This window comes from Polaromonas sp. P1_F2 (assembly GCF_056405735.1).
The window spans coordinates 147,134-172,426 of record NZ_JBFUBN010000001.1; the positions used below are offsets into that span (position 1 = coordinate 147,134).

Sequence of the window (25,293 nt, forward strand, 5' to 3'; positions counted from 1 at the left end):
ACCGCACCATGAACACCTCCACACCCCTCCAACTGCGCCGCCGCTTCCTGCAGATCGTCGCCACCACCGCCTCGCTGTGGGGCCTGGGCTTTCCGCGCGCCAACGCGCAGTCCGCCGCCAAGACTGAAAAAGCCCCCGAGCAGTTGCGCATCGGCTACCAGAAGTCCGCCGTCAACCTGGTCATCCTCAAGCAGAAAAGCGTGCTCGAAAAGCGCTTTCCCAATACCAAAATCACCTGGGCCGAATTCCCGGCCGGGCCGCAGCTGCTCGAAGCGCTGTCGGTCGGCAGCCTGGAGTTCGGCCTGACCGGCGACTCGCCGCCCGTGTTCGCGCAGGCCGCCGGCAAGGACCTGGTCTACGTCGGCGTCGAGCCGCCCAAGCCCGACAGCTCGGCCATCCTGGTGCTGGGCGATTCGCCCATCCGCAACCTGGCCGGCCTCAAGGGCAAAAAGATCGCGCTGCAAAAAGGCTCCAGCGCCCACTACCTGCTGGTGCGCGCGGTCGACAAGGCCGGCCTCAAGTGGGACGACATCCAGCCCATCTACCTGGCGCCCGCCGACGCGCGCGCCGCTTTCGAGCGCAAGAGCGTGGACGCCTGGGCCATCTGGGACCCGTTCTACGCCGCGATCGAACTCGCCATCAAGCCGCGTGTGCTGGCCACCGGGCGCGAGCTGTCGAGCAACAACTCTTTTTACCTGGCCTCGCGCCCCTTTGTCACCCAGCATGCGCAAACGCTGTCCGCCCTGTTCGAAGAGCTGAGCCGCGCCGACGCGCTGGTGCAAAGCGATCGCAAGGAGGCCATCAAGCTGGTGTCCGAGTTCAGCGGGCTGGATGCCGGCGTGGTGAGCCTGTTCATCCAGCGCCGGCCGGTGTCGCCCGTGGGGCCGCTCAACGCCACGGCCATCGCCGACCAGCAGCGCGTGGCCGACGCCTTTTTGCGCCTGGGCCTGATCCCGCGGCCCGTGAAAGTAGCCGACATCGTGTGGCGGCCTGAAGCCACGCAGGTCGCGCGCAAATAAGTCCCTACGCAAGACACAAGACGCAGCACACAAGGAGTTCTTCATGCAGGTTTTCTGGTTCATTCCCACCCATGGCGACAGCCGCTACCTGGGCACCGGCGAAGGCGCGCGCGAGGTCAGCCACGACTACCTCAAGCAGGTCGCCACGGCCGCCGACACCCTGGGCTATGAAGGCGTGCTGATTCCCACCGGCCGTTCCTGCGAAGACCCCTGGGTGGTGGCTTCCAGCCTGCTGCCCGTCACCAAAAACCTCAAATTCCTGGTGGCAGTACGCCCCGGCCTGCACCAGCCCAGCCTGGCCGCGCGCATGGCCGCCACCTTTGACCGGCTTTCGGGCGGGCGCCTCTTGATCAACCTCGTCACCGGCGGCGACCAGGCCGAGCTTGAAGGCGACGGCGTTTACCTGGACCACGCCCAGCGCTATGAACAGTCGGCCGAATTCATCCGCATCTGGCGCGAAATCCTCGCGCGTAGCCATGCCGGCGAAAGTTATGACTTCCAGGGCGAACACCTGAGCGTCAAAGGCGCGAAGCTGCTGTACCCGCCGCTGCAAAAACCGCACCCTCCCGTGTACTTCGGCGGATCCTCGGCCCCGGCCCATGAGTTGGCCGCCGAGCAGGTCGACACCTACCTGACCTGGGGCGAGCCGCCCGCCGAGGTCTCCAAAAAAGTCGCCGACGTGAAGGCGAGGGCGGCCAGGCACGGCCGCACCGTCAAGTTCGGCATACGCCTGCACGTCATCGTGCGCGAGACCGACGATGAAGCCTGGCGCGCCGCCGAAAGCCTGATCAGCAAACTCGACGACGACACCGTGGGCCGCGCGCAGGCAGCCTTCTCTCGCATGGATTCGGAAGGCCAGCGCCGCATGGCCGCCTTGCATGCAGGCGGCGGCAAGCGCACGCGCGCCGAACTCGAAATCAGCCCCAACCTCTGGGCCGGCGTGGGCCTGGTGCGCGGTGGCGCCGGCACCGCGCTGGTGGGCGATCCCAAAACCGTCGCCGCGCGCATCGAGGAATACGCGGCCCTGGGCCTGGACACCTTTGTGTTCTCGGGCTATCCGCACCTCGAGGAGGCTTACCGCTTTGCCGAGCTGGTCTTCCCGCTGCTGCCACGCAAGCTGCGCCAGAAGCTGCCCGGCCGCGTGCTCAACGGCCCCTTCGGCGAAGTCGTGGCCAACGACTACCTGCCGCGCGTCTCGCAAAGCTGAACCCGGAGCCCCGCCATGACAGATTCCCTTCGTGAACTCCAGGTGACCCCGGTGCCCGACACCGTGGACGCCCCCGGCCTGGGCTTTTTGCCGCTGGGCTCGGGTTTTGCCTTGCCGCGTTTTCAATGGGCCGCCGTGCTGCGCGACCTCGGCCAGCGCCTGCTGCCCTGGGTGGTGCCGGTCGGTCTGGTAGCCTTGTGGCAGATTGCATCTTCGCTGGGCTGGTTGTCGACACGCGTGCTGCCGGCGCCGTCCGAGGTGCTCAAGGCCGCCTGGACGCTGTCGGCCTCCGGCGAGTTGTGGACGCATGTGAAGGTCAGCGCGGGCAGGGCGCTCGCGGGCCTGGCCATAGGCGGCGGACTGGGCCTGGCCTTCGGCCTGCTGACCGGCTCGGTCAAATTTTTTGAAACCCTGCTCGATTCGACCATCCAGATGGTGCGCAACATCCCGGCGCTGGCGCTGATCCCGCTGGTGATTCTGTGGTTCGGCATCGACGAGACCGCCAAGCTGTTCCTGATCGCGGTCTCGGTGTTCTTCCCGATCTATATCAACACCTTCCACGGCATACGCAATGTGGATCCGGGGCTCATCGAGATGGGCCGCACTTACGGCCTCACACGCTGGCAGCTGTACCGCGAGGTCATCCTGCCCGGCGCGCTCTCGTCCATCCTCGTGGGCCTGCGCTTTTCGCTGGGCCTGATGTGGGTGATCCTGATCGTGGCCGAAACCATCTCGGCGCAGGCCGGCATCGGTTACCTGACCATGAACGCCCGCGAATTCCTGCAGACCGACATCGTGCTGGTCGGCATCCTGCTGTATGCCTTGCTGGGCAAGCTGGCCGACGTGTTCGCGCGCGGGCTGGAGCGCTACTGGCTGCGCTGGCACCCCGGTTACCAATCGGTTGCAGCCTGAACCGACTGAGGAAACACCATGCTGCATCCCCAAGTCTCTTTTGAGTCTTCCCAGGCCTATCTCGCGGCGGAATCCGGGCGCGCCATCACCGCGCATGACACGCTGCCGCCGCGAGCACCGCTTTCATCGCAAGACCGCGGCGTGCGCCTTGAAATACGCGGCCTCTCCAAACGCTACGGCAAGCGCCAGGTGCTGCAGCACACCGAACTCGTGATCGAGCCCGGCGAGTTCGTCGCCATCGTGGGCCGCAGCGGCTGCGGCAAATCGACCTTGCTGCGCCTGGTGGCCGGCCTGGAGGCCGCCACGCAGGGAAGCATCCGGCTGGACGGCCAGGACGTGACCGGCCTGCGTGAAGACACGCGCATCATGTTCCAGGATTCGCGCCTGCTGCCCTGGCGCCGCGTGATCGACAACGTGGCGCTGGGTTTGCCGACCGGCGGCCATGCGGCCGCGGCCGACGTGCTGGCCCAGGTGGGCCTGGGCGACCGCCAGCCCGACTGGCCGGCGCGCCTCTCGGGCGGACAGCGCCAGCGCGTGTCACTGGCCCGGGCCCTGGTGCACAACCCGCGCCTCTTGCTGCTCGACGAACCGCTGGGCGCGCTGGACGCGCTGACCCGCATCGAAATGCACCAGCTCATCGAAGGCCTGTGGCAGCGCAATGGTTTCACCGCCTTGCTGGTCACGCACGACGTGCAGGAAGCCGTGGCGCTGGCCGACCGCGTGATCCTGATCGAGGACGGCCGCATCGCGCTCGACGAGCGCGTGTCCATCGCCAGGCCGCGCGAGCGCAGCAACCCGCTGTTCGGCCAGATCGAGAAAAAGATCCTGGACCGCGTGCTGCAGCAGCCCGGCGAGGCGATTTCCCCGAGCGAACCGCTATGGCCCAACACGCCGGTGCACGGCGTGCGCTGGGCGGTCTGAGTTTTTTACCCCTTCAACGATTTTTCAACCCAGTTCCAGGAGAACCTTTATGTCCATCCAAGCCATCAACGTCCGCAACCAGTTTCGCGGCAAGGTCAAGGAAATCATCCGCGGCGACGTCGTGTCCGAAATCGACGTCGAAACGCCCTGGGGCATCGTGACCTCGGTGATCACCACGCGCTCGGTCGACCAGCTGGAACTCGCTGTGGGCAGCGAAGTCGTGGCGCTCGTCAAGTCGACCGAGGTGTCCATCGCCAAGCTTTAGACAATCCGCGCAGGCATCCGGGAGGCAAGGCCTCTCTGCCTGGCGGTGCTGACTGGGGATGTCTGATGCTCAAGCCGCGAGCGTCGGATAGTCCGTGTAGCCCTTCGCACCGGGTGTGTAAAACGTGTCCGGGGCAGGTGCGTTCAAGGGCGCGTCCTGGCGCCAGCGCTCGACCAGGTCAGGGTTGGCGATGAAAGGCCTGCCTATGGCGATCAGGTCCGCGCGGCCGTCGCTCAGTGCCTGTTGTGCGCTGGCTTTGTCCTGTCCGCCGGCAAGGATAAAGGGGCCGTCGAACGCAGTTCTCAAGTCGGCCTTCAGCTTTGCCGGGACAGGCGGGGCGCCCATGGCCGAATGGTCCAGGACATGAACGTACATGAGGCCGAGTCCGGAGAGTTGCTTCACCAGCGCCAGGTACTGTTCGTCCACGCCTTCAAATGTGCCGGTGCTATTGACCACGCCGTGAGGCGACAGGCGGATGCCGACTCGCTCCGCGCCGATTTCCTTCACGGCGGAACGGGCGACCTCCAGTACCAGCCGGTTGCGCCCTTCGGGCGTGCCGCCGTAGCCATCGGTGCGGCGATTGACGTTGGCGTTCAGGAATTGCTCAAGCAGGTAACCGTTGGCTGCGTGCAATTCAATGCCGTCAAAGCCGGCCTGGATGGCAAGGCGCGCGGCCGTTGTGTACTCGCCGACCACGGCCTGGATGTCGGCCTCGGTCATGGCGCGCGGCGGCGAGTGCGGCTGGCTGCCTTGCGTATCGGTCCACATCTCGCCGGGGCAGGTCTCGGGTGAAGGTCCGAGCACTTCGGCGCCGGCCGGCAGGTTGGCCTGGTGGGTCACGCGGCCGGTGTGCATCAGCTGCACGACGATCTTGCCGCCCTTGGCATGGACGGCGTCCGTCACAAGCTTCCAGCCTTGTACCTGGGCATCATTGAAGAGGCCGGGGATGCGGGCATAGCCCAAGCCGTTGGGCGAGGGTGAAGTTCCTTCGGTGATGATGAGGCCGGCGCTCGCGCGCTGGGCGTAGTAGGTGGCCATCAGGCTGTTAGGCGTGTTGTTGTCGACCGCGCGGCTGCGCGTCAGCGGCGACATCACGGCACGGTTCTTGAGTGGGGTCGCGCGCAGGGGGAATGCATCGAAAAGCATGGGCTGTCCTTGGGGAAATGGAGAAAGAGAGAAGTGGGAGGAAAGGGGGAGAGGGGAGAGAAGGAAGAGAAAAGGGAGCAGTAACGTTCAGTTCACTGGACTGACACAACCTTGTAGCGGGGAGCCGGCCTTCCAACCTGGGTATTCGCGAACAGTTCGGATCGGGCTGCGTCGTACTTTTCCCACAGGCTTGCATCGGCGACCGAGGGCCAAGTGATCGTTTCGCCCTGGTCCAGGCCCGCGAGCGCCGCATCGACCATGTGCTCGGTCGTCATCAGGGCCTCCTTGTTCAGGGCCGCCAGCGGAACGCCCGACAGGTCCCAGATCTCGGTGGCTGTCGATGCGGGCAGCACCAGCTGGATCTTCACCCCGGTGCCGGCCAGTTCTTCCTGCAGGCCCCGGCTGTATTGCAGTACGAAGGCCTTGGTGCCGCTGTAGACGGCGCTGATGGGCAGGGAATGGATAGCCAGGACGGAGGCGATATTGATGATCAGGCCCTGGCTTCTGCCGATGAACGCGGGCACCACGGCTTGGGTCAGGCGCGTCAACGCGGTGATGTTGAGCGCAATCTGCGACAGCGCGTCGTCTGCGGACCTCTGGGCAAGCGGCCCCAGCCGCGCAATGCCGGCGTTGTTGACCAGGACTCGCACATCGGCACGGGTGGACAGGATCGTCTCGATCCGCGTCAGATCCTCATCTTTGGTCAGGTCGGCCACGACAGGTTCAGCTTTGATACCGTGCGCCTTTGAGACCTGTGCGCAGAGCGCTTCCAGGCGATCAGCGCGCCGGGCGACGAGGATAAGATCGTATCCACGCGCGGCGAGGCGGTCCGCATAGACGGCTCCGATGCCGGAGGAAGCCCCTGTGACAAGAGCGACTTTCTTGGAGTTGGGATTTGTCATTGATGGTTTTCCAATAAAATTGAGTACTCAACTAAAAGGTTGAGGGCTCAAATGTATGATCGATTGCATAAAATCAATCGATAGTGCAGTACTCAACCATTTTGTTAATATGGGAATTGCCACAAACCTCGTTGATGCGAAAAGCAGCCCGGATAGGTCCGCCGCAGATGAGTGGGACATCCTGGGTGGACGGGCCTGTACGGTCACACCGCTGCGGCTCGCGACTCGCCGACTTGAGCAGCTGTATGACGAAGCGCTGGCGCCGTTGGGCCTCAAAGCCACGCAACTCGCGCTCATCGCCGGAATACACAGGCTCACGGGCGCCGATCAACAAGGACCGACGCTACAGGAGCTGGCGGCCCTGCTCGCCATTCAACTTTCCGCGCTGACCCATGCGCTAAGGCCTCTGGTGCGCGACGGAATTGTGGAGTTGCGCCAGGACGCCCAAGACCGCCGGACCAAACACAGCGTTCTCACCTCGCTTGGCAAGGCGCGGCTTTCAGAAGGCATAGTGCACTGGGCTGCAGTCAACGACCAGGTGGAGCTCGTTTTGGGTGCTGCCTCGGCTGCGAACTTGAGGGCCCTGGCCGATCAGGTGGCTTCCGACGCGTTTCTGCTTGCCTATAAGCAGCTATAAAAATATAGCAACTACAAGCTTGCCCGGCCAGATTGGCAGCGCAAAAAGAGCTGCGGAGGCAGCCTGCGCTCTGGCCTTACTGCAGTTCGACGCCCGCCTTTTTCACCAGCTGCGCATACTTCACCAGTTCGCTGCGAAAGTACTGCGCGGCGGCTTCCGGGCTGCCGGGGTTGATGGTGTTGCCCTGCTTGAGCATGGCTTCCTTCACTTCGGGCGTGGCATAGGCCGCTGCCACGGCGGCCTGGATGCGCTTGACATCGGCCGCGGGCAGTTTTGCAGGGCCTATCACCGCGAACCAGCCTTCCATGTTGTAGTTGGGCAGGCCTTGTTCCGCAATGGTCGGGATCTCGGGTGCTGCCGCCGAGCGGGCACTGCCGCCGACGCCGATGGCGCGCAGGGCGCCGCTTTTCAGGTGCGCCTGCACGGCGGGGAGCGCCAGCACGCCCATGTCCACCTGCCCGCCAATCATGTCGGCCACCATGGGGCCCACGCCTTTGTAGGGAATGTGTTTGGCCTTGACCTGCGCTTCGTCGAGAAACATCTGCGCGGCCAGGTGCAGGATGGTGCCGTTGCCGGACGAGGCGTAGTTGTAGGCGTCGGGTTTGGCCTTGAGCAGCGCGACCAGTTCCTTCACGTTGGTGGCCGGCAGCTTTGTGGGGTTGACCACCAGCACCATGGGCGTGCTGCCGATCACGGTGATCGGCGTGATGTCGTTGATCGGGTCAAACGGCAGCGACTTGTAGACGCTGGGGTAGATCACGTGGTTGTTGGACACCACGCTCAGCGTCATGCCGTCGGGCGCCGCCTTGACGAGCGCCGAGGTGCCGACAATGCCGCCCGCGCCGGGCTGGTTTTCAATCACCACCGGGTGGCCCAGCGTCTTGCCCAGCGCAACACTTGCCGCGCGGACGATGGTGTCCACGCCCGAGCCCGCGCCCACCGGCAGGATGAAGCGCAGCACTTTGTCGGTGGTCTGGGCCAGCAAGCTGCGCGGCGAAGCCAGGAAGGTACCGCCGACGAAAAGGGCGCCCAGCCCCCAGAGGGCCTGGCGCCGGGTCGCGGATTTATTGCTCAAGGCCGAGGTATCGCGGATCATCTGTTGGGTCATTTTGTCTCCTTCATTGTCGTAAGTCGCGCAAATCGGCCGGCAGGTTCAACTCACTGCAGCCTGCCGGTGCAGGTCATCCACTTCAGCGGCGCCGTAACCCAGCCCGGCCAGCAACTCGCGCGTGTGCTCGCCCAGCGTGGGCGGGTGCAGGCGAACCCCCAGCCGCTGGCCCTGCAGGGTGATGGGGAACAGCGTGGTCTTGACCGTCTGCCCGGCTTTCGGGCCGTCGGGCAGGCGCACATCGGCCAGGCCGCCGGTGGCCAGCAAATGCTCGTCATCGAACAGGTCTTCCGGCCTGCGGATGGGCGCAAACGGCAGGCCGGCTTTTTCCATCACGGCCGACAGCTCGGCCGCGCTGCGTGTGGCCAGCCGTGCGGTGAGATCCTTCAACAGGGCCGGGCGCAGCACGACGCGCTGGTTGTTGGTGGCCAGCGCGGCATCGGCTTTCAGGTCGTCGAACCCCAGCACGGTGCAAAAGGTCTGCCACTGCGCATCGCTGACGGCGGCCAGGAAGATCTGCTCGCCGTCCCGGACCGTGAAGACGTCGTACACCGCCCAGGGGTTTTCGCGCGCCGGCATGGGGGCGGGGTGTTTACCCGTCATGGCGTACTGCAGCATGTGCTGGCCCATCAGGAAGACATTGTTTTCATACAGCGCCGATTGCACTTCCATGCCTTTGCCGCTGATGCCGCGCTGGATCAGCGCGCCCAGCGCGCCAATCGCGCCAAACAGGCCGCCCATGATGTCGTTGACGCTGGTGCCGGCGCGCAGCGGGTCGCCGGGCCGGCCGGTCATGTAGGCGAGGCCGCCCATCATCTGCACGACTTCATCCAGCGCGGTGCGGTGGTCATACGGGCCGGGTAAAAAGCCTTTGTGGCTGACGTAGATGACGCGCGGGTTGACGGCGTTCAGCGCGGTGTAGTCCAGGCCGTATTTCGCCATGGTGCCGGGTTTGAAGTTCTCGGCCACCACGTCGGCGCTGGCGCAGAGCTTGCGCGCCACTTCGGCGCCGGCCGAATCGCGCAGGTCAATCCCAATGCTCTTCTTGTTGCGATTGAACAGCGGGAAAAAGCCCGAGCCCGCGCCCAGCAGATGGCGCGTGCGGTCGCCGTCTATGGGCTCGACCTTGATGACCTCGGCGCCCATGTCGGCCAGCACCATGCCGCAGGTCGGGCCCATGACCATGTGGGTGAACTCCACGACGCGCAGGCCGGCCAGCGGCTGGGGTGGGGTGGAGGAAGCGGTGTTTTGCATGCAGTGTTCAGGTGAGGAAAGCAAGGCGCTGGCCGGGTGGGCAAGCAATGAGTTTAGGCCGTTGCCGAAGCCGTTTCAGCCGGCCGCATGGTTTTGGGCAGGCCCGCGCGCCACAGCGTGCCGTGCAGGCTCTCGCCTTCAAGCCAGCCCGCGACCTGGCCGCGCAAGGCCATCAGTTTGTCGAAGGCAATGCCGGTTTTAATGCCCATGCTGGCGAACATATAAGCCAGGTCTTCACTGGCCACGTTGCCGCTGGCGCCGGGCGCGTGCGGGCAGCCGCCTATGCCGGCCAGGCAGGCGTCAAAACGCGTGATACCGCTTTGCAGGGCCGCATACACATTGGCGATGCCCATGCCGCGCGTGTCGTGAAAGTGGCCACAGTTGAGCCGTTCGCCGGCGATAGGGAGGGCCTGTTCGAACAAGGCGCGAACCATTTCCGGGTCGGCGTAGCCGACGGTGTCAGCCAGGCCCACGCAGTCGGCGCCGGCGTCCAGCACCGCTTGCAGCAGCCGCAGCACCTCGGCGGGCTCGACGCGGCCTTGCAGCGTGCAGCCGAAAGCGGTGCTGAAGCCCACTTCGATACGAATGGCGCTGCCCGAGGCATCGCGCAGGTCGCGTATGCGGGCGATCTCCGCAACCACCTCATCGGGCGTCTTGCGCAGGTTGGCCAGGCTGTGGGCGTGGCTGGCCGAGATCGGCAGCAGCATCAGGTGCGCGCCGGATTCGATGGCGCGCTCGGCCCCCTTGAGGTTGGGCACCAGCACCGAGGCCGTGAGGCCGGGCAGTGTTTTCGCAAAAGCCACCAGTTCGGCGGTGTCGGCCAGTTGCGGCAGCAGCCGCGCGGGCACAAAAGAGCCGACCTCGATTTCGCGCTGGCCGGCGTCGTAGGCTTGCCGGATCCACTGCAGCTTGCGGGCGGTGGGCATGACGGCGGCAATGCTTTGCAGGCCGTCGCGCAGGCCGACTTCGCGGATGCTGACGCGCTGGGGCAGGGTGGATGCGGTATTCACTGGGCTTGTCTCCGAAGAATGCAGGGGTTCTGCAGGGTTCTGGGGGCTGTGCCTCAGTTTAGAATTTCCTGAAACGTTTGGTTTTGCAATTTTGGAAGTTATGGTGTTCCTGTTGGGAACATCTAGCCACCGCAAACACCACAAACACCCTCAGGAGACAAGGCATGAGAGACCTCGACATGACCACCCTGCGCCTCTTTGCCGCCGTCTGCGACGCCCGGAGCATCGCCCGGGCGGCTGAGCAGGCCAACATCGTCGGCTCGGCCATCAGCAAGCGGCTGGCCCAGCTTGAAGACACGGTCGGCACGCCGCTGCTGCTGCGCCGCCGCCATGGCGTGGAGCCCACACCGGCCGGCGAGAGCCTGCTGGAGCATGCACGCGCCATTCTCGCCAGCGCCGACCAGATCGAGCGCGACATGGGCGCCTATGCGCTGGGCGTGCGCGGCCAGGTGCGCATCCTGGCCACGGCGTCCGTCATGGCCGAATCGCTGGCCGACGACGTGGCGGCTTTTTTGCAGGTCCAGGCGCACCACGACATCCGCGTCACCATGGAAGAGCGCGTCAGCCCTGAGGTGATTCGCGGCATCAAGGAGGGCGTGGCCTCGGTCGGCATCTGCTGGGACGCGGCCGACCTGTCGGGCCTGCAATCCTGCGGTTATCGCCATGACCACCTCGGCATCGTGTTGCACCCCTCGCACCCGCTGGCCGGCCACGAGAGTTTGAGCTTCGAGCAGACGCTGGACCACGAGCACGTGAGCCTGCCAGCGCACAGCGCGGTGCAGGTGCTGCTGCAGCGCGCGGCCGCGCTCAAGGGCAAGGCCGTCGTGCATCGCGTCATCGTCTCCAACTTCGAAGCTGCGCTGCGCGTGGTGCGCGCCAACCTGGCCATCAGCGTGGTGCCGCGCGAGGTCGCCGAGCCCTATGCCCGCACCTACGGCCTGCGCGTGCTGCCGCTGACCGATGCCTGGGCCAGGCGCCGTTTCGCCATCTGCTTTCGCGACGAGGCGGGCCTGTCGGCCGCGGCCAGGCTGCTGGTCAGGCACCTGGCGGATACCTCGACGGCCTGAGCGGCGCAGGCCCTTAAAACCCCCTCTCGAGGGGCGGTGAAAGCGGCCGCCGTCCTTTTGCGTTAAAATAAGCCTCCAACCCACGGCAGACAAGCGTCACCAGCTATAGAAAATATAGCGTGCAGGGCTGATCCAGGCTAGGCCCAAACGGGTCCGGCAGCCGCCGAAAGGCCGGCGTCCTGGCCGGCCACGGCGCTTGATTTTGGGGAAGGAAGCCCCAAATTCACTGCATGAACGCCACCCATTCCCATCCCCACAAGACCGACCTCACGGTCACCCACGTGCTGGCCGAGTTGCTCGAGCGCCTGGAGCACAGCGCGGTGCCTGTAGGCGCCGAGCAATACCGCTCCGTCGTGCTGCACCTCGTCAACGAACTGGGCGACGTGGAGCCGGGTATGGCGCTGGGCGCGCTGCTGGACACCCATCCGGCCGCCGCCGAGCTGTATGAAAACGTGAACTACCAGTACGCCGGCCTGTGCCGGTCCGCGCTGGATGCCTCGCTCGCCGCCGAGCAGCAGGCCAAAGCGGCCATCGACAAGGCCATGAACCGTCCAAACCCCCAACCGAAGGAAGATCCACACCATGGCAAGAGCTGACGCCAAAACCGCTGTCCTCGCAGACGGCCTGCGCTACAAGTCCAAGGTCTCGGGCTCCCCGTTCGCCGCCACCACCTCGTTCGGCGCGGCCACCATGTCGTGCTTTATGTGCGGCAAGCACCGCGCCCGTTCCCTGATGGGCACGCGCAAGGTGCTGGGCAAGTCCCAGGCCGTGTGCTCGCCCTCCTGCAAGGCGCTCGACGAAGCCCTCGAAAACGCGGCCAACCAGGGCTGACCTACACAGACTGTTTCACCGCTTCCTGCCTTTGGCCGGCGTGGCGCCTTGATCACGCCGCGGCCCGGGGCCATACTGTGCCAATACTCCATTGAACAGTTGAAGAAAGGTGATTCCATGGCCTCCCTGCCCACGCCGGACCCGGTGCTTGAACCCGACGACGCCATAGACCACATCCGCGGACGCGCGTCCGCCCCGGTCACGCTGGTCGAGTACGGCGACTTTGAGTGCCCCTCCTGCTTCCAGGCCCATTCGGCCCTCAAGGTCATGCTGCCGCACTTCGGCCAGCAACTGCGTTTTGTCTTCCGGCACTTTCCGCTGCGCGAAGTGCACCCGCACGCCGAGCTCGCCGCCGAAGCGGCCGAGGCCGCCGGCGCCCAGGGCAAGTTCTGGCCCATGCACGAGCTGCTCTTCACCCACCAGCAGCACCTCAAGGACAAAAACCTGCTCGACTACGCCACCCAGGTCGGCCTCGACATGGCGCGCTACCAGAACGAGATGAGCGACCACGTCTACCTGCAGCGCGTGCAGGAGCACATGCAAACCGGCCGCCACCTCGGCGTGCGCTCAACGCCGGCGTTTTACGTCAACGGCGTGTTCTGCGATGTGTCTTTTGGGCTGCAACATCTGCATGAGGCGATTGACAAAGCCCTGGGGCAGCAAGCCTAGAGCCTCTCAACCGTCGACAGGTTGTAGAGGTGTCTTTAAGGTCTTCTGCAGAAACGCCAAATCCAGCCAGCGGCCGAATTTAAAAGCTGCCTGCCTGATCGTGCCGCAGTGCTCAAAGCCCAGGCGCTTGTGCAGCTCCATGCTTGCCGTGTTGTCCAGGTCTATCGCGCCCACCAGCACGTGCATGCCTTGCTCTTCGGCCTTCGCGACAATCGCCTCCAGCAGCCTGCGCCCCAGCCCCTGGCCGCGGCTGTCTTTCTCCACATAGACGGAATGCTCGACCGTGTACTTGTAGGCCGGAAACGCGCGGAAGGTCCCATAGCTCGCAAAGCCCAGCAGCTTGCCGCCGTCGTCTTCGATGCCGATCACCGGAAAGCCGTTCGCGCGCTTGGTGGCGAACCAGGCCGCCATGCTTTCGGGCGCGCGCGGCTTGTAGTCGTAGAGCGCCGTGGAGTTCACGATGGCCTCGTTGAAGATGGCCAGGATCTGGCCGGCATGGCGTTCTTCGGTGCACAGGACGGGATGCATGGGGAAATCCTTTCGGAAGGAGGGATTGGGATTCGTCTACTATAAGAGATTATTAATCCCTTATGATAGACGTTAGATTTTTACCCAAGGACCGCCATGACGATTGACGCCCTGATCGCCTCCCGGCTGCTGGCCCTGCGCCAGGCCCAGGGCCTGAGCCTGGCTGCACTGGCCGAGGTCTCGGGCGTCAGCAAGGCCATGATCTCCAAGGTCGAGCGCGCCGAAAGCAGCCCCACCGCCATGATTTTGGGCCGCCTCGCCGCCGGCCTGGGCGTGCCGCTCGCACAACTGCTCACTGAAGAAGACAAGGACGCCGGCCGCCGGCTGCGCAAGAAGGCGGACCAGGAGGTCTGGCGGGACCCCGAAGCCGGCTACCTGCGCCGCCAGGTCGCCGAGCGCGGTACCGGGGAGGGCGCCGAGATGGTCGAGGTCGAACTGCCGCGTTCCACCCGCGTCGCCTACCCGCGCTGGACAGGCCAGCCCTACCGCCAGCGCCTCTGGCTGGTCGAAGGCGGCTTGCGCATTGACTACGGCGACGAGGTCTTTGAACTCGAACCCGGCGACTGCCTGGATTTCGGCGTGGACCGCCCGCTGGTCTTCAAAACTTTGGGGCGCAGCGGCTGCCGCTATTTGCTGGTCATCAGCCCCGGAGCTTAGACCGCCGCTGAACCCGGCAGTGAAACCGCCTGCGCCGCGTTCCGTGCCCGTATGCGCCGCACCTGTAGCGCCCCGCCAATGATGTACAGCAGCAACAGCACGCCCGTGGCCGCCTTGAGCTCAGGCGCCTCGGGGCTGGCCAGCAGCGGCGCACCGAGTGGCAGGCGCGTCGAGGTCTCGGTGATCGCCGGGATCATGTGTAACAGAAAGGTGATCGAATAACTGAGCGTCTCCACATAGGCCGAGGCCCGGCCCAGCACCTTGGTGGTGCCCGCCACCCAGGCAATGCCCAGCACCAGCAAGGTGATGATGCCCAGCGCATGCGGCTTGCCGAAGCCGCCATGCTGGAAGATGCCAAAGGCCGTCAGGCAGGTCAGCACCGTGGTCCAGATATACACCTTGCCCAGGGTGGACGCGGCAATGATTTCCTTGTCGCGAAAAAAGGCGATCAGCGCGGCCGCGACGGCCACCAGGCTGATGGCGGTGTGGATCACACCGAGGTAGGTCAAACCATAGATCATCGGAATCTCCTGGTGCCCGGCAAGGCCAGGCCGTGGGTTGAATAAGCAGGCCTTCGCAGCAAGCAAACGCCATGCCGCGCAAATTGTGGCCCGCGGCACTGCTTTTGCCTACGGTTTTGCGGGCCATGTGGCTACGGCCCGATAATCGGTAGCAAGCGTGGCCACAACAGGCCGCGCACTGACACCAAAGTACTATGAAAAAAACTTTCCAATTGAAGGTCGAAGGCAAGAACCGCGAGCGCCTGCTCGAAGCCGCCAAACACGACATCCGCAAATACCTCAAACGCGAACGCGCCAAGGCCCTGCCCACGGGCATCGACTTCTGGGACTTCGATTGCAAGTCAGGCTATAGCGAAGCCTCTGCGGCTGTGGTCTCCGTGGCCGACCTGATCAAGTCGATTGACGAGATCGTCAAGGACGGCGGCGAGCAGTTTTATGTGGAGGTGCTGGCCAAGGGCGGGGTCAAAGTCCCGCGGGCGCGCAACGAGGGTGAGGATGATTTCGCCGACGTCGAATAAGCATGCGCAGGCTCTTTGCACTCCTGCTGATGATGGCATTTGCCACGGCGGCGAATGCGGACCCGAATCTTGTCGGCCAGTGGAAGTCCGACTCCGATATCAGCATGCGCTTCAATACAGAACGCGCAAAGCTTGAGAGCAAGACGGCCCTGTTTCTCTCCCAGATAATGGGTCATCTCACCCTGACCTTTACGGCGGATACCCTTACTTTTGATCTGCCAGATTTGGAGACGCGAACGCAGGAGGGCCGAAAGAGGCCATTGACAGGCTTTCGCGAAACCCATCCCTACCGTGTCCTGGGCGTTGCTTCGGATTCGGTTGCCATCAAAACCGTTGCGCCAGTGACCGGCAGGGACGCCATCATTGTCTATAACTTCATCAGCCCGGACATGCTGTGGGTGTACGCAGGAGGCGAAGACAACTCGGCGAGTCTTCATCTGCGTGAATACTTTGTGCGGGTGAAGGATGTGCCCAAGCCGGACGCACCTAAAGACGCCCGTCCCTAAGCCGCTCCCGCAGGAGGGCGAAGTCCGCTCAAGACGGGCCGGAGTTTTATGTGGAAGTGGTGGTGAAGGGTGGGGTGCGGGTCGCCAGGGTACGCAATGGGGGGTGATGATGATTGGGTTGACGGGGAATAAGGCAAGTTTCATGAAGGCAACTGCCGCAGCGCTCTTGCTGGCGATGCTGCCGGCATTTGCACGCGCGGCGGATTTATCGGGTGCGTGGATTTCCTGTGATCCCGCATCACCCTGGAGCCACACACTGCTATCGGTGGACCGTGAGGGCGGCGGCTATCGATGGACGGCCGAGTGGGGATCTTCTTACGCTGCCAGCGGCGCCGCGGACTTGAATAAGGGCGTGCTGGTACTTCGCGGCTGCAGTTCTTATTCAGGTGAGCTTACTTCCGGATGCGATGAGAAGAACCCACCCGTGTTTGCCCGGCTGCACAAGGAAGACTTCGCGCGTGTCCGGAGCTCTTTCGGCGAGGCCGATCTGCGCGGAGCCAGGTGGGTGCGTGTTGCCGGTGACGGCGCTGCCTGGCAGGCGCTCGCCGGGAAGTGCAAGGACATCGTCGCCAAAAAGAACGCGCTCAAGGAACGTAAAAGCCAATAGGCGCCCAACCCTCGAAAGCAGAAAATGTTGCTCCCATTGAGCCGTAGCCAAAAAAAGCGCCTGCAGCGATTCGTGTTTTTTCTGTTGGGCCTGTTTTTCGCAACCGTAGTCGCCGCGGCCGACAACTACGATTTGATGATGCGAGCCATAGAGCGCAATGACGTGGTTCAGGTCAAAGCCTTGATTGCCGGCAAGATTGATCCCAACCTGCGCAAGGACAGCCGCGCATCGCCCACCTTCATGACCTTCGCCGCTTCCCACGACCGGACGGAAATACTTCAGCTTCTTCTGGGTGCGGGCGCCGACGTGAACAGCGCGGATGGTGATACGCAGACGCCCCTGATGCAGGCAAGCAGCCGTGGCCACATTCGTGCTGTCAAACTTCTTGTCAAAGCGGGTGCGAGTCTCAATGAAGTTTCGAAGTGGGGCGACACCGCTTTGGCCCAGGCGCGTGAAGCAGGCCACGGTAGAGTGGCCAAGCTGTTGATTAAGGCGGGAGCGACTCCTTGATGTCGGGCCGCATCGCCTGAAGCGGCGGACGTCCGCGGTGAGAAACTACGACCTTATGGACAGAGACCCACAAGCCCCGCCAGGCCCATTCCCCGACACCTTCAAGCAGGGCGACATATTCTGGATTGAAGCCGACCCCTCGCGCGGTTCCATCCCAGGCTCCCCGCATCCCCATGTCATCGTGCAAGACGACGTATTCAACCGCTCGCGCATCAGCACCGTGGTTGTTTGCGCGCTGACCTCCAACCTCAACCGCGCGACGGAGCCGGGCAATGTCTTGCTGGAGCCCGGCGAAGGGAACCTCGAGAAACAGAGCGTGGTGGTGGTGTCGCAGCTGTCTTCGGTTTACAAGACACGATTGGGCGCGCACATAGGGTCGTTGTCGGATGAACGGGTTCAGCAGATACTGGCGGGGATGCGCTTCTTGCAGGCATCCTTTCTCAATCGTTAGCCTCCGTCTCATCTTCCAGATACGTCCCGCCGTCCGCATCCATGCTTGACACCTGAAGGCCAACACCATGCCAGCACCGGGCTCCTCCACCATCACGTTGCTTGTGCTTCTTCCACTGGTCGCGTGGCGCGTCTACGCCCGTTTTCGCCGCATGGTGGGGCGGCAGCGCCTGTCGAGGATTCGCCCGTGGATCACGCTGGCAATCTTTCCCGTCTTGATCGTCCTGCTGGGCTTCGCCGCGCATGCGCATCTTGACCGGCTGGGCTGGCTTGCGGGCGGCCTGGGCCTTGGCGTTTTGCTCGGCACCTTCGGGCTGCGCAAGACGCGCTTCGAACCGACACCCGAAGGCCTGTTTTACACGCCCAATGCGCACCTGGGCATTGCGCTGTCACTGTTGTTCGTTGGCCGCATTATTTATCGCCTGTTCGAGGTCTACCTCATCGCACCGGGGATGCCGAACGGCGTCGGTGATTTCGCACGGAGCCCGCTCACACTGGCTGTCTTTGGCTTGCTGGCGGGCTACTACATCCGCTACGCAATCGGCCTTGTCCGGTGGCGCTTGGGTGTTCTGCGGGCGAAGAGGGTGCGTGAAGCGCTGGGGCGAGATGCTTAAGACCTCACCAACTTGCTAGATTGACTCGGGCATGACTTTTCACCGAAAAAATCTCGACAAAAAAACCAATAGATCGGAGCTAGTCCCAGTTTCGATCTACGAAACATCTACTGCTTCCATCATCCTGTACCTGATATTCAATGTTGCCGTGGTACCTCGTTGAAGACACGGACTTAGAGTGGTGTCTGTATTTGTTTGAAGCGTCTGTGTCAGGTTTTTTTCCAACGGATACTATGGTTCTGTCGGGAGAAATCAACTGTACAGCCTTCAAAAAAAAGCCACTATCGCGACCATGATGACTGGCCTTTAAAACATTTGACTTTAAGTCTCCTCCGTAGTGGTCAGCCATAATTTCCCAGGCATTGTCTTCGGCGTCACCGGGTAATAAGCAGCTCCAGCCTCCATGGGAAACTTTGATTACGACGCTATGGTTGTTCCAGTTTTGAGCGATGTTGCTAGCCTCTGCTAAGGAAGGAGTCGGGGAAAGAATTTCTATCCGATCCCCGCCTGGTTGCCCATCGCTATTTGTGCCAAATGCAAACATGCGGTCACCGCGGGTATAAAACCGTGGAGAGATACCTGTGATTTTCCCTTCGCGCAGGTTTGTATAAAACTCCCAGTTCTCCTTGTCACTCTCACTTTGGAAAGTAGGTGTTGGTTTTGTATGACGCGTGTCCCAAAAATTTGTAAATCCAACATGCTCATATAGTTTTTTTATGCCGCGCATGTGATCAAGATCTGCATGTGTGAGGATGAAGCGAAAAGGGGTTTCATTTGGATAGTGAGCTTTGAGAAACTCAATAGGGTCAGTCAACTCGCTATTTGCAACTTCTTTTATTCTCGCCTCGGCGGCAATATACGCTAGCAATCCCAAAGAGGCTCGAGGCGTCTTCTGAAGTTCCTCTGAAACGATTTCCTTCATAGTTTCAGGGTCGTAGTTTTGAGAATTATTTATGTCAATAACTGTGAGGTTTCCAGATGGATGCTTAATGATCGTGCAATCGCCGTGCCCAACATTTAAAAAATGAACGCGTAGCATTTAAAGCCCTTTTGAAATGATGGAGGACAGGCGTGCTTGTTGAACATTGGTTGATAGTCTGACTACGCAACTAGTCAGAAACTCAACTATGGTCCTGGTTGTTTTTGTTTCGCGCCGCCGTAACTTTGCGGCTATTGGGCAGGGATTTGAGAGATTCAAACAATCTTTCGGCGTATACATATCCCATTCTTTTGACCGCAGACTCGTCGAAATACACCCATGCAACCAATAAGCTAATTGCAACGGCAAGAGTGATTCCACCAGGCAATCCTGGTTCTGCGAGATTGGAAAAATCGACGAGTATTGGTTTAAGTTGGATGACCCCACTCAGCACCAATCCGAGAGCGCCTCCTACTAGGCAACTGAATATGCCAATTGGCCGCATTGCTCGCATATTCCGGTGGAATCCATACGCAATGTTCTCTTTGAGCAGAAGCGCATGTGATTTATCGCGAGTGAGCTCTCTTAGTTGGCGCGTTACTCCTGCGTAGGTGTCATCAGCTGCCGTCGGATTCGCATCTTCGTCTGCGGCGCTGGGTAGCTCTATACCCAGCTTTAGTTTTATCTCATCGTGGTAACGGCGCTTGCTGTGATTGTCTAAAAAGGAATCCCGATGCCGCAGTATTAATGTGGTTGGCATTCCTCCCCATTGCGCGACCAGTTTCTCTTCTAGGCGTTTGCCCATTCCGCGAGAGATACTTGCAAGCGCGTAAATGACACCGCAGCTACCGATGAGCCCCAGTAGGGCCGTGAGCACTGGATTTTTAGGACCAAAAATCCATAGCAAAGGGACCAGTAGAGGCATCAAAACCAAAAGCCCCGGAAAAACTCTGGCTTTTTTCTCATACGGATCTTTTAGGCTCTCAATTAGTGCGCCAAAGCTCATGGATTACCTCTTCGCTATAGTCGTCGGCTGCGTGCTGCATCGAACCGAATAGCAGAGGCTAGTATGGGCGGAGTGTTACACGTTGTCACTCCTACAAACTAACTAGAAGCGAGCTGTAGCCCTTCGCCTTGGTTGAGGTGGCCGTCGCCTTTGGCCCCTGAGCCTGAGGAATTTTTTCGTCGTTTCTTGACCGACCCTACTGTTCCTCTTGTCAGGCGGCCTTTGGATATGTCAGTGCCCCCAGAATTCATGGGATCAACACGACGCACTTGTTCAAACGCAATCTGAATCTTTGATGTGAGATAGCCAGTGCCACCAAGCTCAACTTCAATGTTGATGTCTGAGTGGCAAAGCGCTTAAGCCGAAATTCTCTAGCTTTGGGTTAGTCCTCGGTTGACCAGATACCCCCGACCTTCATGACTTGCTTCATAACGAAAGAGCGCTCTTGTCGCGCCTGTTCGTAGAACAAGTTTTCGGGCAATCAAGCTATCAAGAATGTAGGCGCTCTCAATTTTGTCTGGGGCTGTGTCAACTATTTGCGATCGTCCAAGAGGCCCATTTCTTGCAATGGAGATAAGCATTGCCTGTTCCTTTTGACTCAGATCGTTTGGTCCTAATCCAGCGGAGACGGCGCTGTTAGTCTCACGCATCTTCCTAACAACGTCACCAACATGAAGAGGGAACGCCACACTTGACGGTGCCGGGTTTGCGACTACGTTGTCCGGTCCGTCGCCATCAGGATTTCGGTCTTCAGTTGTAGTCATATTGGAGATGGTTTCCTCTGCCTCTGAAGGTTTAATACCCGCCTTTAATTTTTCGATCTGCTTACGGATTTCTTCAAGCAATTCAATGGATAGGGGTTGCCCCAGCTTTGAGTTTGCAAACTCAAGCGCGTGATCGGTCGCCGTTAATGCTGTCGCGCGATTATTTAGGAGCGCGCTAGTCTCATTGAATGCCGCCTCGGCTTTAAGTGCGCGTTCATCCAGAACACGAAGATCATCGTTGAGTTTGGAGGTTTCGTTTATAGCTGCACTGAGCTTGTCTTGTAGCGCGCGTTCTCGTGCGCGCAGCTCTCGTGACTCTTCCAGCGTTAGAAGAGCTTGATTTTCGATTTGTTGTTTGATGTCATTGGTGCGCTTCTGAGAGGTTTTCCAAAACCGATAAACCACCCGCGAGGGGTAGGGTAGGAAAAAGATATAGATTGCCGTAAATACAAGCGGCCAGAAAAAGCCGTTTAAGAACCATGCGTAGGTATCTGGAAATCTTACTTCTGCGATAAGGCGGAAAGTCTCTCTGATTGACGCATTGGAAAACAGAATTACGAAGAACTTGTAGTTCCACAATGACCAGGCTACGACAAAGCTGGTAATAAGGGGGTTGGAGAATCGCTCGGCAACGACGTCACCGAATGATTTGCCTACTGATTTACCGAATTCTTCAAAACCTTTGTCTACCATGCTCCCCTCCTGCTTTTTAACTATGAACGCATTTGAATAGCGTTTGGAAAGATTCCTAAGCGGTGACGGCAGTTCTTGCTATGACCTCATCCATTGCCTGTGGATTTCGCCGCAGCCCGCAACTTATCCTTCTTGCTAGGCCGCTTCCCCTTGACCCCACCCGTCCCAGCGGGATCGACCGGGTTCATCGCCGCCACCTCCACCCGCTCAAAACCCGCGACCTGTTCGCGTGCGACTTTGATGCCGAGCCGCTTTTCAATCAGCTTGAAATGCGCCTCGGTGTCCGCGCTCACAAAACTCACGGCCACACCCGCTTCCCCTGCGCGGCCGGTGCGGCCTATGCGGTGGGTGTAGTCGGTGACCGAGCGCGGCAGGTCGTAGTTCACGACGACGGGCAGTTGCGCGATATCTATGCCGCGTGCGGCGACGTCGGTGGCGACTACCACTTGCACGGCTTTGATCTTGAAGTCCTGCAGCACCTGGGTGCGTTTGCCCTGGCTCAGTTCGCCGTGGAAGGGTTCGGCTTCGATGGCTACCTTGCGCAGCTTGTCGGCGACGATTTCGGCCGCGTGTTTGGTGGCGACAAAGACCAGCACACGCTCCCACTTCTGGGTCTGGACCAGGTGGCGCAGCAGCTGGGTGCGGCGGGGGGCGTCGACTTCTATCGCGCGCTGGGTGATGTCGGGAACGGCTTGCGCCACGGGCTCGACGGCTATGCGCAGCGGGTCGCGCAACAGGCTTTCCGCCAGGGCTTCAATCGCGGGCGGGAAGGTTGCTGAAAAGAACAAGGTCTGGCGTTTGGCTGGCAGCAGGGCCAGGATGCGATTCAGTTCCTCGCCAAAGCCCAGGTCGAGCAGGCGGTCGGCTTCGTCGAGGACCAGGCTTGTGGTGCCCGCCAGCGTCAGCGCGTTGTGGTCTATCAAATCAAGCAGGCGGCCCGGTGTGGCGATCACGATGTCGGCGCCGCCGCGCAAATTCATCATCTGTGGGTTGATGGAGACACCGCCGAATACCACAGCGACCTTGATGCGCTGCGGCAAAAATTTCGCAAAACCGACGATGGCTTCGCCGACCTGCGCGGCCAGCTCGCGTGTGGGCACCAGGATCAGCGCGCGCACGGGCCGGTGGCCGGCGGGTGCGGCCGTGGTGGCCAGGTGCTGCAGCAGCGGCAGCGTAAACGCGGCCGTCTTGCCGGAGCCGGTCTGGGCCGAGGCCACGAGGTCGCGGCCTTGCAGGACGGCCGGGATGGCGGCCTGCTGGATGGGCGTGGGGGCGGTATAGCCTTTTTCGTCCAGGGCGCGCAGGAGCAGGGGCAGCAGCGCGGGCGAAAAACCCAGTGAAGAAAATGGCATGGGGTGGTGTGGAGGAGGGTGGGAAGACGCGGTGTTGGCGCGGTGTGGGCCGCGTGGGGCGGGCCCGGCAGGGCCACCCGAAGCCCCAAGTTTAAGGCCGCGCGCCTTTGGCCCCGGCCGGCGCCAGAAACAGCAGCGCGCAAGCCGAGGCGCCCAGCGCGCACAGCACACAGCCCAGCACCACCCAGCGAAAGGCCGCGACCAGCAATTCAGGCGAGGCCGATTGCACCGGCCCGCGCAGCGCGGCGGCAAACACCACGCCCAGCAGGGCCACGGCCAGCAGGCCGGCGACGCGCGCGACGGCGTTGTTGATGCCGGAGGCGATGCCGGCGTGCGTGGCGGGTACGGCGTTCATGACGGTGGTGGTCAGCGGCGCGACGGCAATCGTCATGCCCAGGCCCAGCACCAGCATGGCCGGGAAAAAACCGGCCCAGTAAGGCCAGCCCACGCCCGGCAGGGCCAGCAGCGCAAAGCCCGCGGCGGCCAGGGCCGGCCCGGCCATCAGCATGGCGCGCGCGCCGAAACGCTCGGTGAACTTGGCGGTGGCCGGCGACAGGAAACCCAGCAGCAGGGAGAAGGGCAGCAAGGTGGCGCCCGCGGCGGTGGCCGAATACTTGAAAGCGCCTATCAGCACAAAGGGCAGAAAGAACAGCGCGCCGCTGAGCGCGAAGTAGAGCAGCAGCGTGAGCAAATTGGTGCCCACAAAGTCGCGCGACTTGAACAGCTCCAGCGGCATCATGGGCGCGCGTGTGCGGGCCTGCACATAGACGAATGCCAGCAGCAGCACCGCGCCGCCGACGATGGGGCCCAGCACGCTCGCCGCCTGCCAGCCGCGCTCGGGCGCCAGCGTGAGGCCGTAGGTCAGGCCGCCCAGGCCGCTGGCCACCAGCAGCACGCCGGGCCAGTCGAGCTGCTTTGGCGCGTCGGGGTCGCGGCTGTCGGGCACGGCGTAGAGGGCCAGCCACACGGTGGCCACGGCCATGGGCACATTCAAAAAGAAGATGGAGCGCCACGACACGGCATCGACCAGCCAGCCGCCCAGCACCGGCCCGGCCGCGCCGGTGATCGCCGCCCACGCGGCCCAGGTGCCGATGGCCTTGCCGCGTGCCTCGCCCTCGAACACATTGCCGATGATGGCCAGGCTGGCCGGCACCAGCAGCGCCGCGCCCACGCCCTGCAACGCGCGCGCCGCGATCAGCGCGAGCGGCCCGGGCGCCAGCCCGCAGGCGACCGAGGCGGCGGTGAACAGTGCGATGCCGATGATGAAGATCTTGCGCCGGCCGAAGCGGTCGCCCAGTGAGCCGCCCACCAGCACCAGCGAGCCCAGCAGGAGCAAATAGGCATTGATGACCCATTGCATCTCGGCGAGCCCGGAGGCCGAATCGCCGGCCAGGTCGCGCTGGATGGCGGGCAGGGCGATGTTGACGACGGAGCCGTCGATAAAGGCCATGGAGGAGCCCAGCACCGTGGCGGCCAGCGCCAGCTTGGGGTGCGCCGTCGGGCCGCAGTCGCCGGACTGGGCGCGGATGATGCCTTCATCACAAGGGGCGTGTGGGCTGGCGGGCATGGGGTCTCCTGCGGTCGTGAGTCTGGAGGTGATTTGGTTGTTTGACAAATTGTCTGATAATGGATAATATTTCCAGATGACGACACCTAGCGCGCAGCCACCCATGCCCCATCCTGCCAGTTCTCCGCCCTCCAAGGCAAGCAGGCCGGCCGATGCCCAACTGCTGCTGCTGGACAAACACGCGGTCGAGGCCATGCTGCTTCCCGCCGATGTGCTGGCGGCCACGCGCGAGGCCTTTGTGCTGCACAGCCAGGGAGAGGGCCGTGTGTTCTCCCTGGTGCGTGAAAGGCTGGCCACCGGCGGCGTGTTCGGCATCAAGTCGGGCGACGTGGGGACGCAGTCCTTATTGGGCTTCAAGGCAGCAGGTTTTTGGCCCGGCAATCCCGCGAGGGGCGCCGACGCCCACCAGGCCACCATCATGCTGATAGACCCCGCCACCGGCCGGCCGACCTGCCTGATCGACGGCAACGCCGTCACCACCGAGCGCACGGGCGCCGCCGGCGGCCTGGGCCTGGAGCTGGCGCGGCCCGACAGCCGCACGGTGTGCGTGTTCGGCACCGGCGTGCAGGCGCAGGCGCAGCTGCGCTTTGCCATTCGCCAGTTGCCCGGGCTGCGCCAGGTGTTTTACGCCACGGCCGACGGCTTGCCCAAGACCGCGTTTGAAGCGGCGTTTGCCGGCCCCTGCGTCATCACGCATGCGGCGGACGTGAATGCCGCCGTGGCCCAAAGCGACGTGGTGATCACGGCGACCACCGGCAAGGGCCCGCTGTTCGATGCAGCCGCCGTCCAGCCCGGCACCCACATCAATGCGGTGGGCAGCGACACCAAGGGCAAGCGCGAGCTGCCCGAAGGCCTGCTGGCCGGGGCACGCGTGTTTGTCGACGACGCCGCCCAGTCGCGCGGCATAGGCGAGCTGCAATGGGCGCCTGAAACCGCCTGCACTGAAATCGGCGATGTGCTGTCGGGCAAGGCCGCCTTTGCGCGCGGTGCCGGCGACATCACGGTGTTCGACATGACCGGCATCGCCTTGCAAGACCTCACGGTCGCGCGCATGCTGGAGCAGCGCGCGCGCCTTGCCGGCAAGGGCCAGAGCATTGCCTGGCCCTGGTGACCCGTTTAAAGCCTTTGACCAA

At 62.6% G+C, this 25,293-nt stretch carries 30 protein-coding genes; 18 read left to right on the plus strand and 12 right to left on the minus strand.

Annotated elements, in window-relative coordinates; genetic code table 11:
- The first annotated feature begins 8 nt into the window (after positions 1-8).
- From AC1D0O_RS00700 to AC1D0O_RS00720, 5 genes are read left to right on the plus strand one after another with little or no spacing between them, the layout of a single operon-like run.
- Positions 9-1,019 (plus strand): sulfonate ABC transporter substrate-binding protein, encoded by a 1,011-nt coding sequence (locus AC1D0O_RS00700; protein ID WP_477651634.1) that lies wholly within the window; start codon positions 9-11, stop codon positions 1,017-1,019.
- Positions 1,020-1,062: 43 nt separating this feature from the next.
- Positions 1,063-2,226 (plus strand): FMNH2-dependent alkanesulfonate monooxygenase, encoded by a 1,164-nt coding sequence (gene ssuD, locus AC1D0O_RS00705; protein WP_477651635.1) that lies wholly within the window; start codon positions 1,063-1,065, stop codon positions 2,224-2,226.
- A gap of 15 nt (positions 2,227-2,241) precedes the next feature.
- Positions 2,242-3,138, plus strand: coding sequence for an aliphatic sulfonate ABC transporter permease SsuC (ssuC, locus tag AC1D0O_RS00710; protein ID WP_477651636.1), 897 nt, complete (start codon positions 2,242-2,244; stop codon positions 3,136-3,138).
- Positions 3,139-3,156: 18 nt separating this feature from the next.
- The gene (locus AC1D0O_RS00715; protein WP_477651637.1) at positions 3,157-4,059 is read left to right on the plus strand and encodes an ATP-binding cassette domain-containing protein; all 903 of its coding nucleotides are present in this window, start codon (positions 3,157-3,159) and stop codon (positions 4,057-4,059) included.
- 49 nt (positions 4,060-4,108) lie between these two features.
- Complete coding sequence (locus AC1D0O_RS00720) at positions 4,109-4,324, plus strand: TOBE domain-containing protein (protein WP_007869745.1); 216 nt, start codon at positions 4,109-4,111, stop codon at positions 4,322-4,324.
- Between the two features lie 69 nt (positions 4,325-4,393).
- Here the strand turns inward: AC1D0O_RS00720 and AC1D0O_RS00725 are convergent, their stop codons facing one another.
- Positions 4,394-5,470, minus strand: a complete 1,077-nt coding sequence (locus AC1D0O_RS00725) for an alkene reductase (RefSeq protein WP_477651638.1) — start codon at positions 5,468-5,470, stop codon at positions 4,394-4,396.
- Positions 5,471-5,562: 92 nt separating this feature from the next.
- Complete coding sequence (locus tag AC1D0O_RS00730; RefSeq protein WP_477651639.1) at positions 5,563-6,372, minus strand: SDR family NAD(P)-dependent oxidoreductase; 810 nt, start codon at positions 6,370-6,372, stop codon at positions 5,563-5,565.
- Positions 6,373-6,427: 55 nt separating this feature from the next.
- Here AC1D0O_RS00730 and AC1D0O_RS00735 point away from each other — a divergent pair, with 55 nt between their 5' ends.
- On the plus strand, positions 6,428-7,009 hold the full coding sequence (locus tag AC1D0O_RS00735; protein ID WP_477651640.1) for a MarR family winged helix-turn-helix transcriptional regulator: 582 nt from the start codon (positions 6,428-6,430) through the stop codon (positions 7,007-7,009).
- Between the two features lie 76 nt (positions 7,010-7,085).
- Here AC1D0O_RS00735 and AC1D0O_RS00740 read toward each other — a convergent pair whose 3' ends face one another.
- From AC1D0O_RS00740 to AC1D0O_RS00750, 3 genes are read right to left on the minus strand one after another with little or no spacing between them, the layout of a single operon-like run.
- Complete coding sequence (locus tag AC1D0O_RS00740) at positions 7,086-8,117, minus strand: Bug family tripartite tricarboxylate transporter substrate binding protein (protein ID WP_477651641.1); 1,032 nt, start codon at positions 8,115-8,117, stop codon at positions 7,086-7,088.
- A 45-nt stretch (positions 8,118-8,162) separates the two neighbouring features.
- Positions 8,163-9,371, minus strand: coding sequence for a CaiB/BaiF CoA transferase family protein (locus tag AC1D0O_RS00745; protein ID WP_477651642.1), 1,209 nt, complete (start codon positions 9,369-9,371; stop codon positions 8,163-8,165).
- A 53-nt stretch (positions 9,372-9,424) separates the two neighbouring features.
- On the minus strand, positions 9,425-10,381 hold the full coding sequence (locus AC1D0O_RS00750) for a hydroxymethylglutaryl-CoA lyase (RefSeq protein ID WP_477651643.1): 957 nt from the start codon (positions 10,379-10,381) through the stop codon (positions 9,425-9,427).
- A gap of 164 nt (positions 10,382-10,545) precedes the next feature.
- Here AC1D0O_RS00750 and AC1D0O_RS00755 point away from each other — a divergent pair, with 164 nt between their 5' ends.
- From AC1D0O_RS00755 to AC1D0O_RS00770, 4 genes are all read left to right on the plus strand, one after another.
- Complete coding sequence (locus AC1D0O_RS00755) at positions 10,546-11,448, plus strand: LysR family transcriptional regulator (RefSeq protein ID WP_477651644.1); 903 nt, start codon at positions 10,546-10,548, stop codon at positions 11,446-11,448.
- Between the two features lie 230 nt (positions 11,449-11,678).
- Positions 11,679-12,044, plus strand: coding sequence for a hypothetical protein (locus AC1D0O_RS00760; RefSeq protein WP_477651645.1), 366 nt, complete (start codon positions 11,679-11,681; stop codon positions 12,042-12,044).
- Complete coding sequence (locus AC1D0O_RS00765; protein ID WP_074574576.1) at positions 12,031-12,279, plus strand: hypothetical protein; 249 nt, start codon at positions 12,031-12,033, stop codon at positions 12,277-12,279. The genes AC1D0O_RS00760 and AC1D0O_RS00765 overlap by 14 nt, the downstream gene beginning before the upstream one ends.
- Positions 12,280-12,396: 117 nt before the next feature.
- Positions 12,397-12,948: a DsbA family protein gene (locus tag AC1D0O_RS00770; protein WP_477651646.1), complete on the plus strand. Its 552-nt coding sequence runs from the start codon at positions 12,397-12,399 to the stop codon at positions 12,946-12,948.
- Between the two features lie 6 nt (positions 12,949-12,954).
- Here AC1D0O_RS00770 and AC1D0O_RS00775 read toward each other — a convergent pair whose 3' ends face one another.
- On the minus strand, positions 12,955-13,476 hold the full coding sequence (locus AC1D0O_RS00775) for an N-acetyltransferase family protein (RefSeq protein WP_477651647.1): 522 nt from the start codon (positions 13,474-13,476) through the stop codon (positions 12,955-12,957).
- Positions 13,477-13,572: 96 nt separating this feature from the next.
- On the opposite strand from AC1D0O_RS00775, the gene AC1D0O_RS00780 reads away from it, so the two are divergent.
- A complete protein-coding gene (locus AC1D0O_RS00780; RefSeq protein ID WP_477651648.1) occupies positions 13,573-14,133 on the plus strand; it encodes a helix-turn-helix domain-containing protein in 561 nt (186 codons plus the stop codon).
- Here the strand turns inward: AC1D0O_RS00780 and AC1D0O_RS00785 are convergent.
- Positions 14,130-14,654: a hypothetical protein gene (locus AC1D0O_RS00785; RefSeq protein ID WP_477651649.1), complete on the minus strand. Its 525-nt coding sequence runs from the start codon at positions 14,652-14,654 to the stop codon at positions 14,130-14,132. The two genes, AC1D0O_RS00780 and AC1D0O_RS00785, sit on opposite strands and share 4 nt — an antisense overlap.
- Positions 14,655-14,848: 194 nt before the next feature.
- Between AC1D0O_RS00785 and AC1D0O_RS00790 the strand changes: the two genes are divergently transcribed.
- The 6 genes from AC1D0O_RS00790 to AC1D0O_RS00815 all read left to right on the plus strand — a co-directional run bounded on the left by AC1D0O_RS00790 (position 14,849) and on the right by AC1D0O_RS00815 (position 17,859).
- Entirely contained in the window at positions 14,849-15,172 is a 324-nt protein-coding gene (locus AC1D0O_RS00790) for a DUF6172 family protein (RefSeq protein WP_477651650.1), read from the plus strand.
- A 2-nt stretch (positions 15,173-15,174) separates the two neighbouring features.
- Positions 15,175-15,678 carry a hypothetical protein gene (locus AC1D0O_RS00795; protein WP_477651651.1) on the plus strand — a complete coding sequence of 168 codons (504 nt, stop codon included), beginning with the start codon at positions 15,175-15,177 and terminating at the stop codon, positions 15,676-15,678.
- 142 nt (positions 15,679-15,820) lie between these two features.
- Complete coding sequence (locus AC1D0O_RS00800; protein ID WP_477651652.1) at positions 15,821-16,285, plus strand: hypothetical protein; 465 nt, start codon at positions 15,821-15,823, stop codon at positions 16,283-16,285.
- 24 nt (positions 16,286-16,309) lie between these two features.
- Positions 16,310-16,795, plus strand: coding sequence for an ankyrin repeat domain-containing protein (locus tag AC1D0O_RS00805; RefSeq protein ID WP_477651653.1), 486 nt, complete (start codon positions 16,310-16,312; stop codon positions 16,793-16,795).
- A gap of 37 nt (positions 16,796-16,832) precedes the next feature.
- Positions 16,833-17,246: a type II toxin-antitoxin system PemK/MazF family toxin gene (locus AC1D0O_RS00810; RefSeq protein ID WP_477651654.1), complete on the plus strand. Its 414-nt coding sequence runs from the start codon at positions 16,833-16,835 to the stop codon at positions 17,244-17,246.
- 67 nt (positions 17,247-17,313) lie between these two features.
- Positions 17,314-17,859, plus strand: a complete 546-nt coding sequence (locus tag AC1D0O_RS00815; RefSeq protein ID WP_477651655.1) for a CcdC protein domain-containing protein — start codon at positions 17,314-17,316, stop codon at positions 17,857-17,859.
- A 79-nt stretch (positions 17,860-17,938) separates the two neighbouring features.
- Here AC1D0O_RS00815 and AC1D0O_RS00820 read toward each other — a convergent pair whose 3' ends face one another.
- From AC1D0O_RS00820 to AC1D0O_RS00840, 5 genes are all read right to left on the minus strand, one after another.
- Positions 17,939-18,898, minus strand: coding sequence for a ComEC/Rec2 family competence protein (locus AC1D0O_RS00820; protein ID WP_477651656.1), 960 nt, complete (start codon positions 18,896-18,898; stop codon positions 17,939-17,941).
- Positions 18,899-18,980: 82 nt separating this feature from the next.
- Positions 18,981-19,784 carry a hypothetical protein gene (locus AC1D0O_RS00825; protein WP_477651657.1) on the minus strand — a complete coding sequence of 268 codons (804 nt, stop codon included), beginning with the start codon at positions 19,782-19,784 and terminating at the stop codon, positions 18,981-18,983.
- A 371-nt stretch (positions 19,785-20,155) separates the two neighbouring features.
- A complete protein-coding gene (locus tag AC1D0O_RS00830) occupies positions 20,156-21,241 on the minus strand; it encodes a hypothetical protein (protein WP_477651658.1) in 1,086 nt (361 codons plus the stop codon).
- An 86-nt stretch (positions 21,242-21,327) separates the two neighbouring features.
- Positions 21,328-22,593: a DEAD/DEAH box helicase gene (locus AC1D0O_RS00835; protein WP_477651659.1), complete on the minus strand. Its 1,266-nt coding sequence runs from the start codon at positions 22,591-22,593 to the stop codon at positions 21,328-21,330.
- 91 nt (positions 22,594-22,684) lie between these two features.
- The gene (locus AC1D0O_RS00840; RefSeq protein ID WP_477651660.1) at positions 22,685-24,160 is read right to left on the minus strand and encodes a DHA2 family efflux MFS transporter permease subunit; all 1,476 of its coding nucleotides are present in this window, start codon (positions 24,158-24,160) and stop codon (positions 22,685-22,687) included.
- A 103-nt stretch (positions 24,161-24,263) separates the two neighbouring features.
- Between AC1D0O_RS00840 and AC1D0O_RS00845 the strand changes: the two genes are divergently transcribed.
- Positions 24,264-25,271 carry an ornithine cyclodeaminase family protein gene (locus AC1D0O_RS00845; RefSeq protein WP_477651661.1) on the plus strand — a complete coding sequence of 336 codons (1,008 nt, stop codon included), beginning with the start codon at positions 24,264-24,266 and terminating at the stop codon, positions 25,269-25,271.
- Positions 25,272-25,293: the final 22 nt, after the last annotated feature.

Excerpts from the sequence above, each read along its gene's own strand:
- AC1D0O_RS00700 (WP_477651634.1), top strand. The coding sequence starts at position 9 with ATGAACACCTCCACACCCCTCCAACTGCGCCGCCGCTTCCTGCAGATC.
- ssuD (WP_477651635.1), top strand. The coding sequence starts at position 1,063 with ATGCAGGTTTTCTGGTTCATTCCCACCCATGGCGACAGCCGCTACCTG.
- ssuC (WP_477651636.1), top strand. The coding sequence starts at position 2,242 with ATGACAGATTCCCTTCGTGAACTCCAGGTGACCCCGGTGCCCGACACC.
- AC1D0O_RS00715 (WP_477651637.1), top strand. The coding sequence starts at position 3,157 with ATGCTGCATCCCCAAGTCTCTTTTGAGTCTTCCCAGGCCTATCTCGCG.
- AC1D0O_RS00720 (WP_007869745.1), top strand. The coding sequence starts at position 4,109 with ATGTCCATCCAAGCCATCAACGTCCGCAACCAGTTTCGCGGCAAGGTC.
- AC1D0O_RS00725 (WP_477651638.1), bottom strand. The coding sequence starts at position 5,470 with ATGCTTTTCGATGCATTCCCCCTGCGCGCGACCCCACTCAAGAACCGT.
- AC1D0O_RS00730 (WP_477651639.1), bottom strand. The coding sequence starts at position 6,372 with ATGACAAATCCCAACTCCAAGAAAGTCGCTCTTGTCACAGGGGCTTCC.
- AC1D0O_RS00735 (WP_477651640.1), top strand. The coding sequence starts at position 6,428 with ATGATCGATTGCATAAAATCAATCGATAGTGCAGTACTCAACCATTTT.
- AC1D0O_RS00740 (WP_477651641.1), bottom strand. The coding sequence starts at position 8,117 with ATGACCCAACAGATGATCCGCGATACCTCGGCCTTGAGCAATAAATCC.
- AC1D0O_RS00745 (WP_477651642.1), bottom strand. The coding sequence starts at position 9,371 with ATGCAAAACACCGCTTCCTCCACCCCACCCCAGCCGCTGGCCGGCCTG.
- AC1D0O_RS00755 (WP_477651644.1), top strand. The coding sequence starts at position 10,546 with ATGAGAGACCTCGACATGACCACCCTGCGCCTCTTTGCCGCCGTCTGC.
- AC1D0O_RS00760 (WP_477651645.1), top strand. The coding sequence starts at position 11,679 with ATGAACGCCACCCATTCCCATCCCCACAAGACCGACCTCACGGTCACC.
- AC1D0O_RS00765 (WP_074574576.1), top strand. The coding sequence starts at position 12,031 with ATGGCAAGAGCTGACGCCAAAACCGCTGTCCTCGCAGACGGCCTGCGC.
- AC1D0O_RS00770 (WP_477651646.1), top strand. The coding sequence starts at position 12,397 with ATGGCCTCCCTGCCCACGCCGGACCCGGTGCTTGAACCCGACGACGCC.
- AC1D0O_RS00775 (WP_477651647.1), bottom strand. The coding sequence starts at position 13,476 with ATGCATCCCGTCCTGTGCACCGAAGAACGCCATGCCGGCCAGATCCTG.
- AC1D0O_RS00780 (WP_477651648.1), top strand. The coding sequence starts at position 13,573 with ATGACGATTGACGCCCTGATCGCCTCCCGGCTGCTGGCCCTGCGCCAG.
- AC1D0O_RS00785 (WP_477651649.1), bottom strand. The coding sequence starts at position 14,654 with ATGATCTATGGTTTGACCTACCTCGGTGTGATCCACACCGCCATCAGC.
- AC1D0O_RS00790 (WP_477651650.1), top strand. The coding sequence starts at position 14,849 with ATGAAAAAAACTTTCCAATTGAAGGTCGAAGGCAAGAACCGCGAGCGC.
- AC1D0O_RS00795 (WP_477651651.1), top strand. The coding sequence starts at position 15,175 with ATGCGCAGGCTCTTTGCACTCCTGCTGATGATGGCATTTGCCACGGCG.
- AC1D0O_RS00800 (WP_477651652.1), top strand. The coding sequence starts at position 15,821 with ATGAAGGCAACTGCCGCAGCGCTCTTGCTGGCGATGCTGCCGGCATTT.
- AC1D0O_RS00805 (WP_477651653.1), top strand. The coding sequence starts at position 16,310 with ATGTTGCTCCCATTGAGCCGTAGCCAAAAAAAGCGCCTGCAGCGATTC.
- AC1D0O_RS00815 (WP_477651655.1), top strand. The coding sequence starts at position 17,314 with ATGCCAGCACCGGGCTCCTCCACCATCACGTTGCTTGTGCTTCTTCCA.
- AC1D0O_RS00820 (WP_477651656.1), bottom strand. The coding sequence starts at position 18,898 with ATGCTACGCGTTCATTTTTTAAATGTTGGGCACGGCGATTGCACGATC.
- AC1D0O_RS00825 (WP_477651657.1), bottom strand. The coding sequence starts at position 19,784 with ATGAGCTTTGGCGCACTAATTGAGAGCCTAAAAGATCCGTATGAGAAA.
- AC1D0O_RS00830 (WP_477651658.1), bottom strand. The coding sequence starts at position 21,241 with ATGGTAGACAAAGGTTTTGAAGAATTCGGTAAATCAGTAGGCAAATCA.
- AC1D0O_RS00835 (WP_477651659.1), bottom strand. The coding sequence starts at position 22,593 with ATGCCATTTTCTTCACTGGGTTTTTCGCCCGCGCTGCTGCCCCTGCTC.
- AC1D0O_RS00840 (WP_477651660.1), bottom strand. The coding sequence starts at position 24,160 with ATGCCCGCCAGCCCACACGCCCCTTGTGATGAAGGCATCATCCGCGCC.
- AC1D0O_RS00845 (WP_477651661.1), top strand. The coding sequence starts at position 24,264 with ATGCCCCATCCTGCCAGTTCTCCGCCCTCCAAGGCAAGCAGGCCGGCC.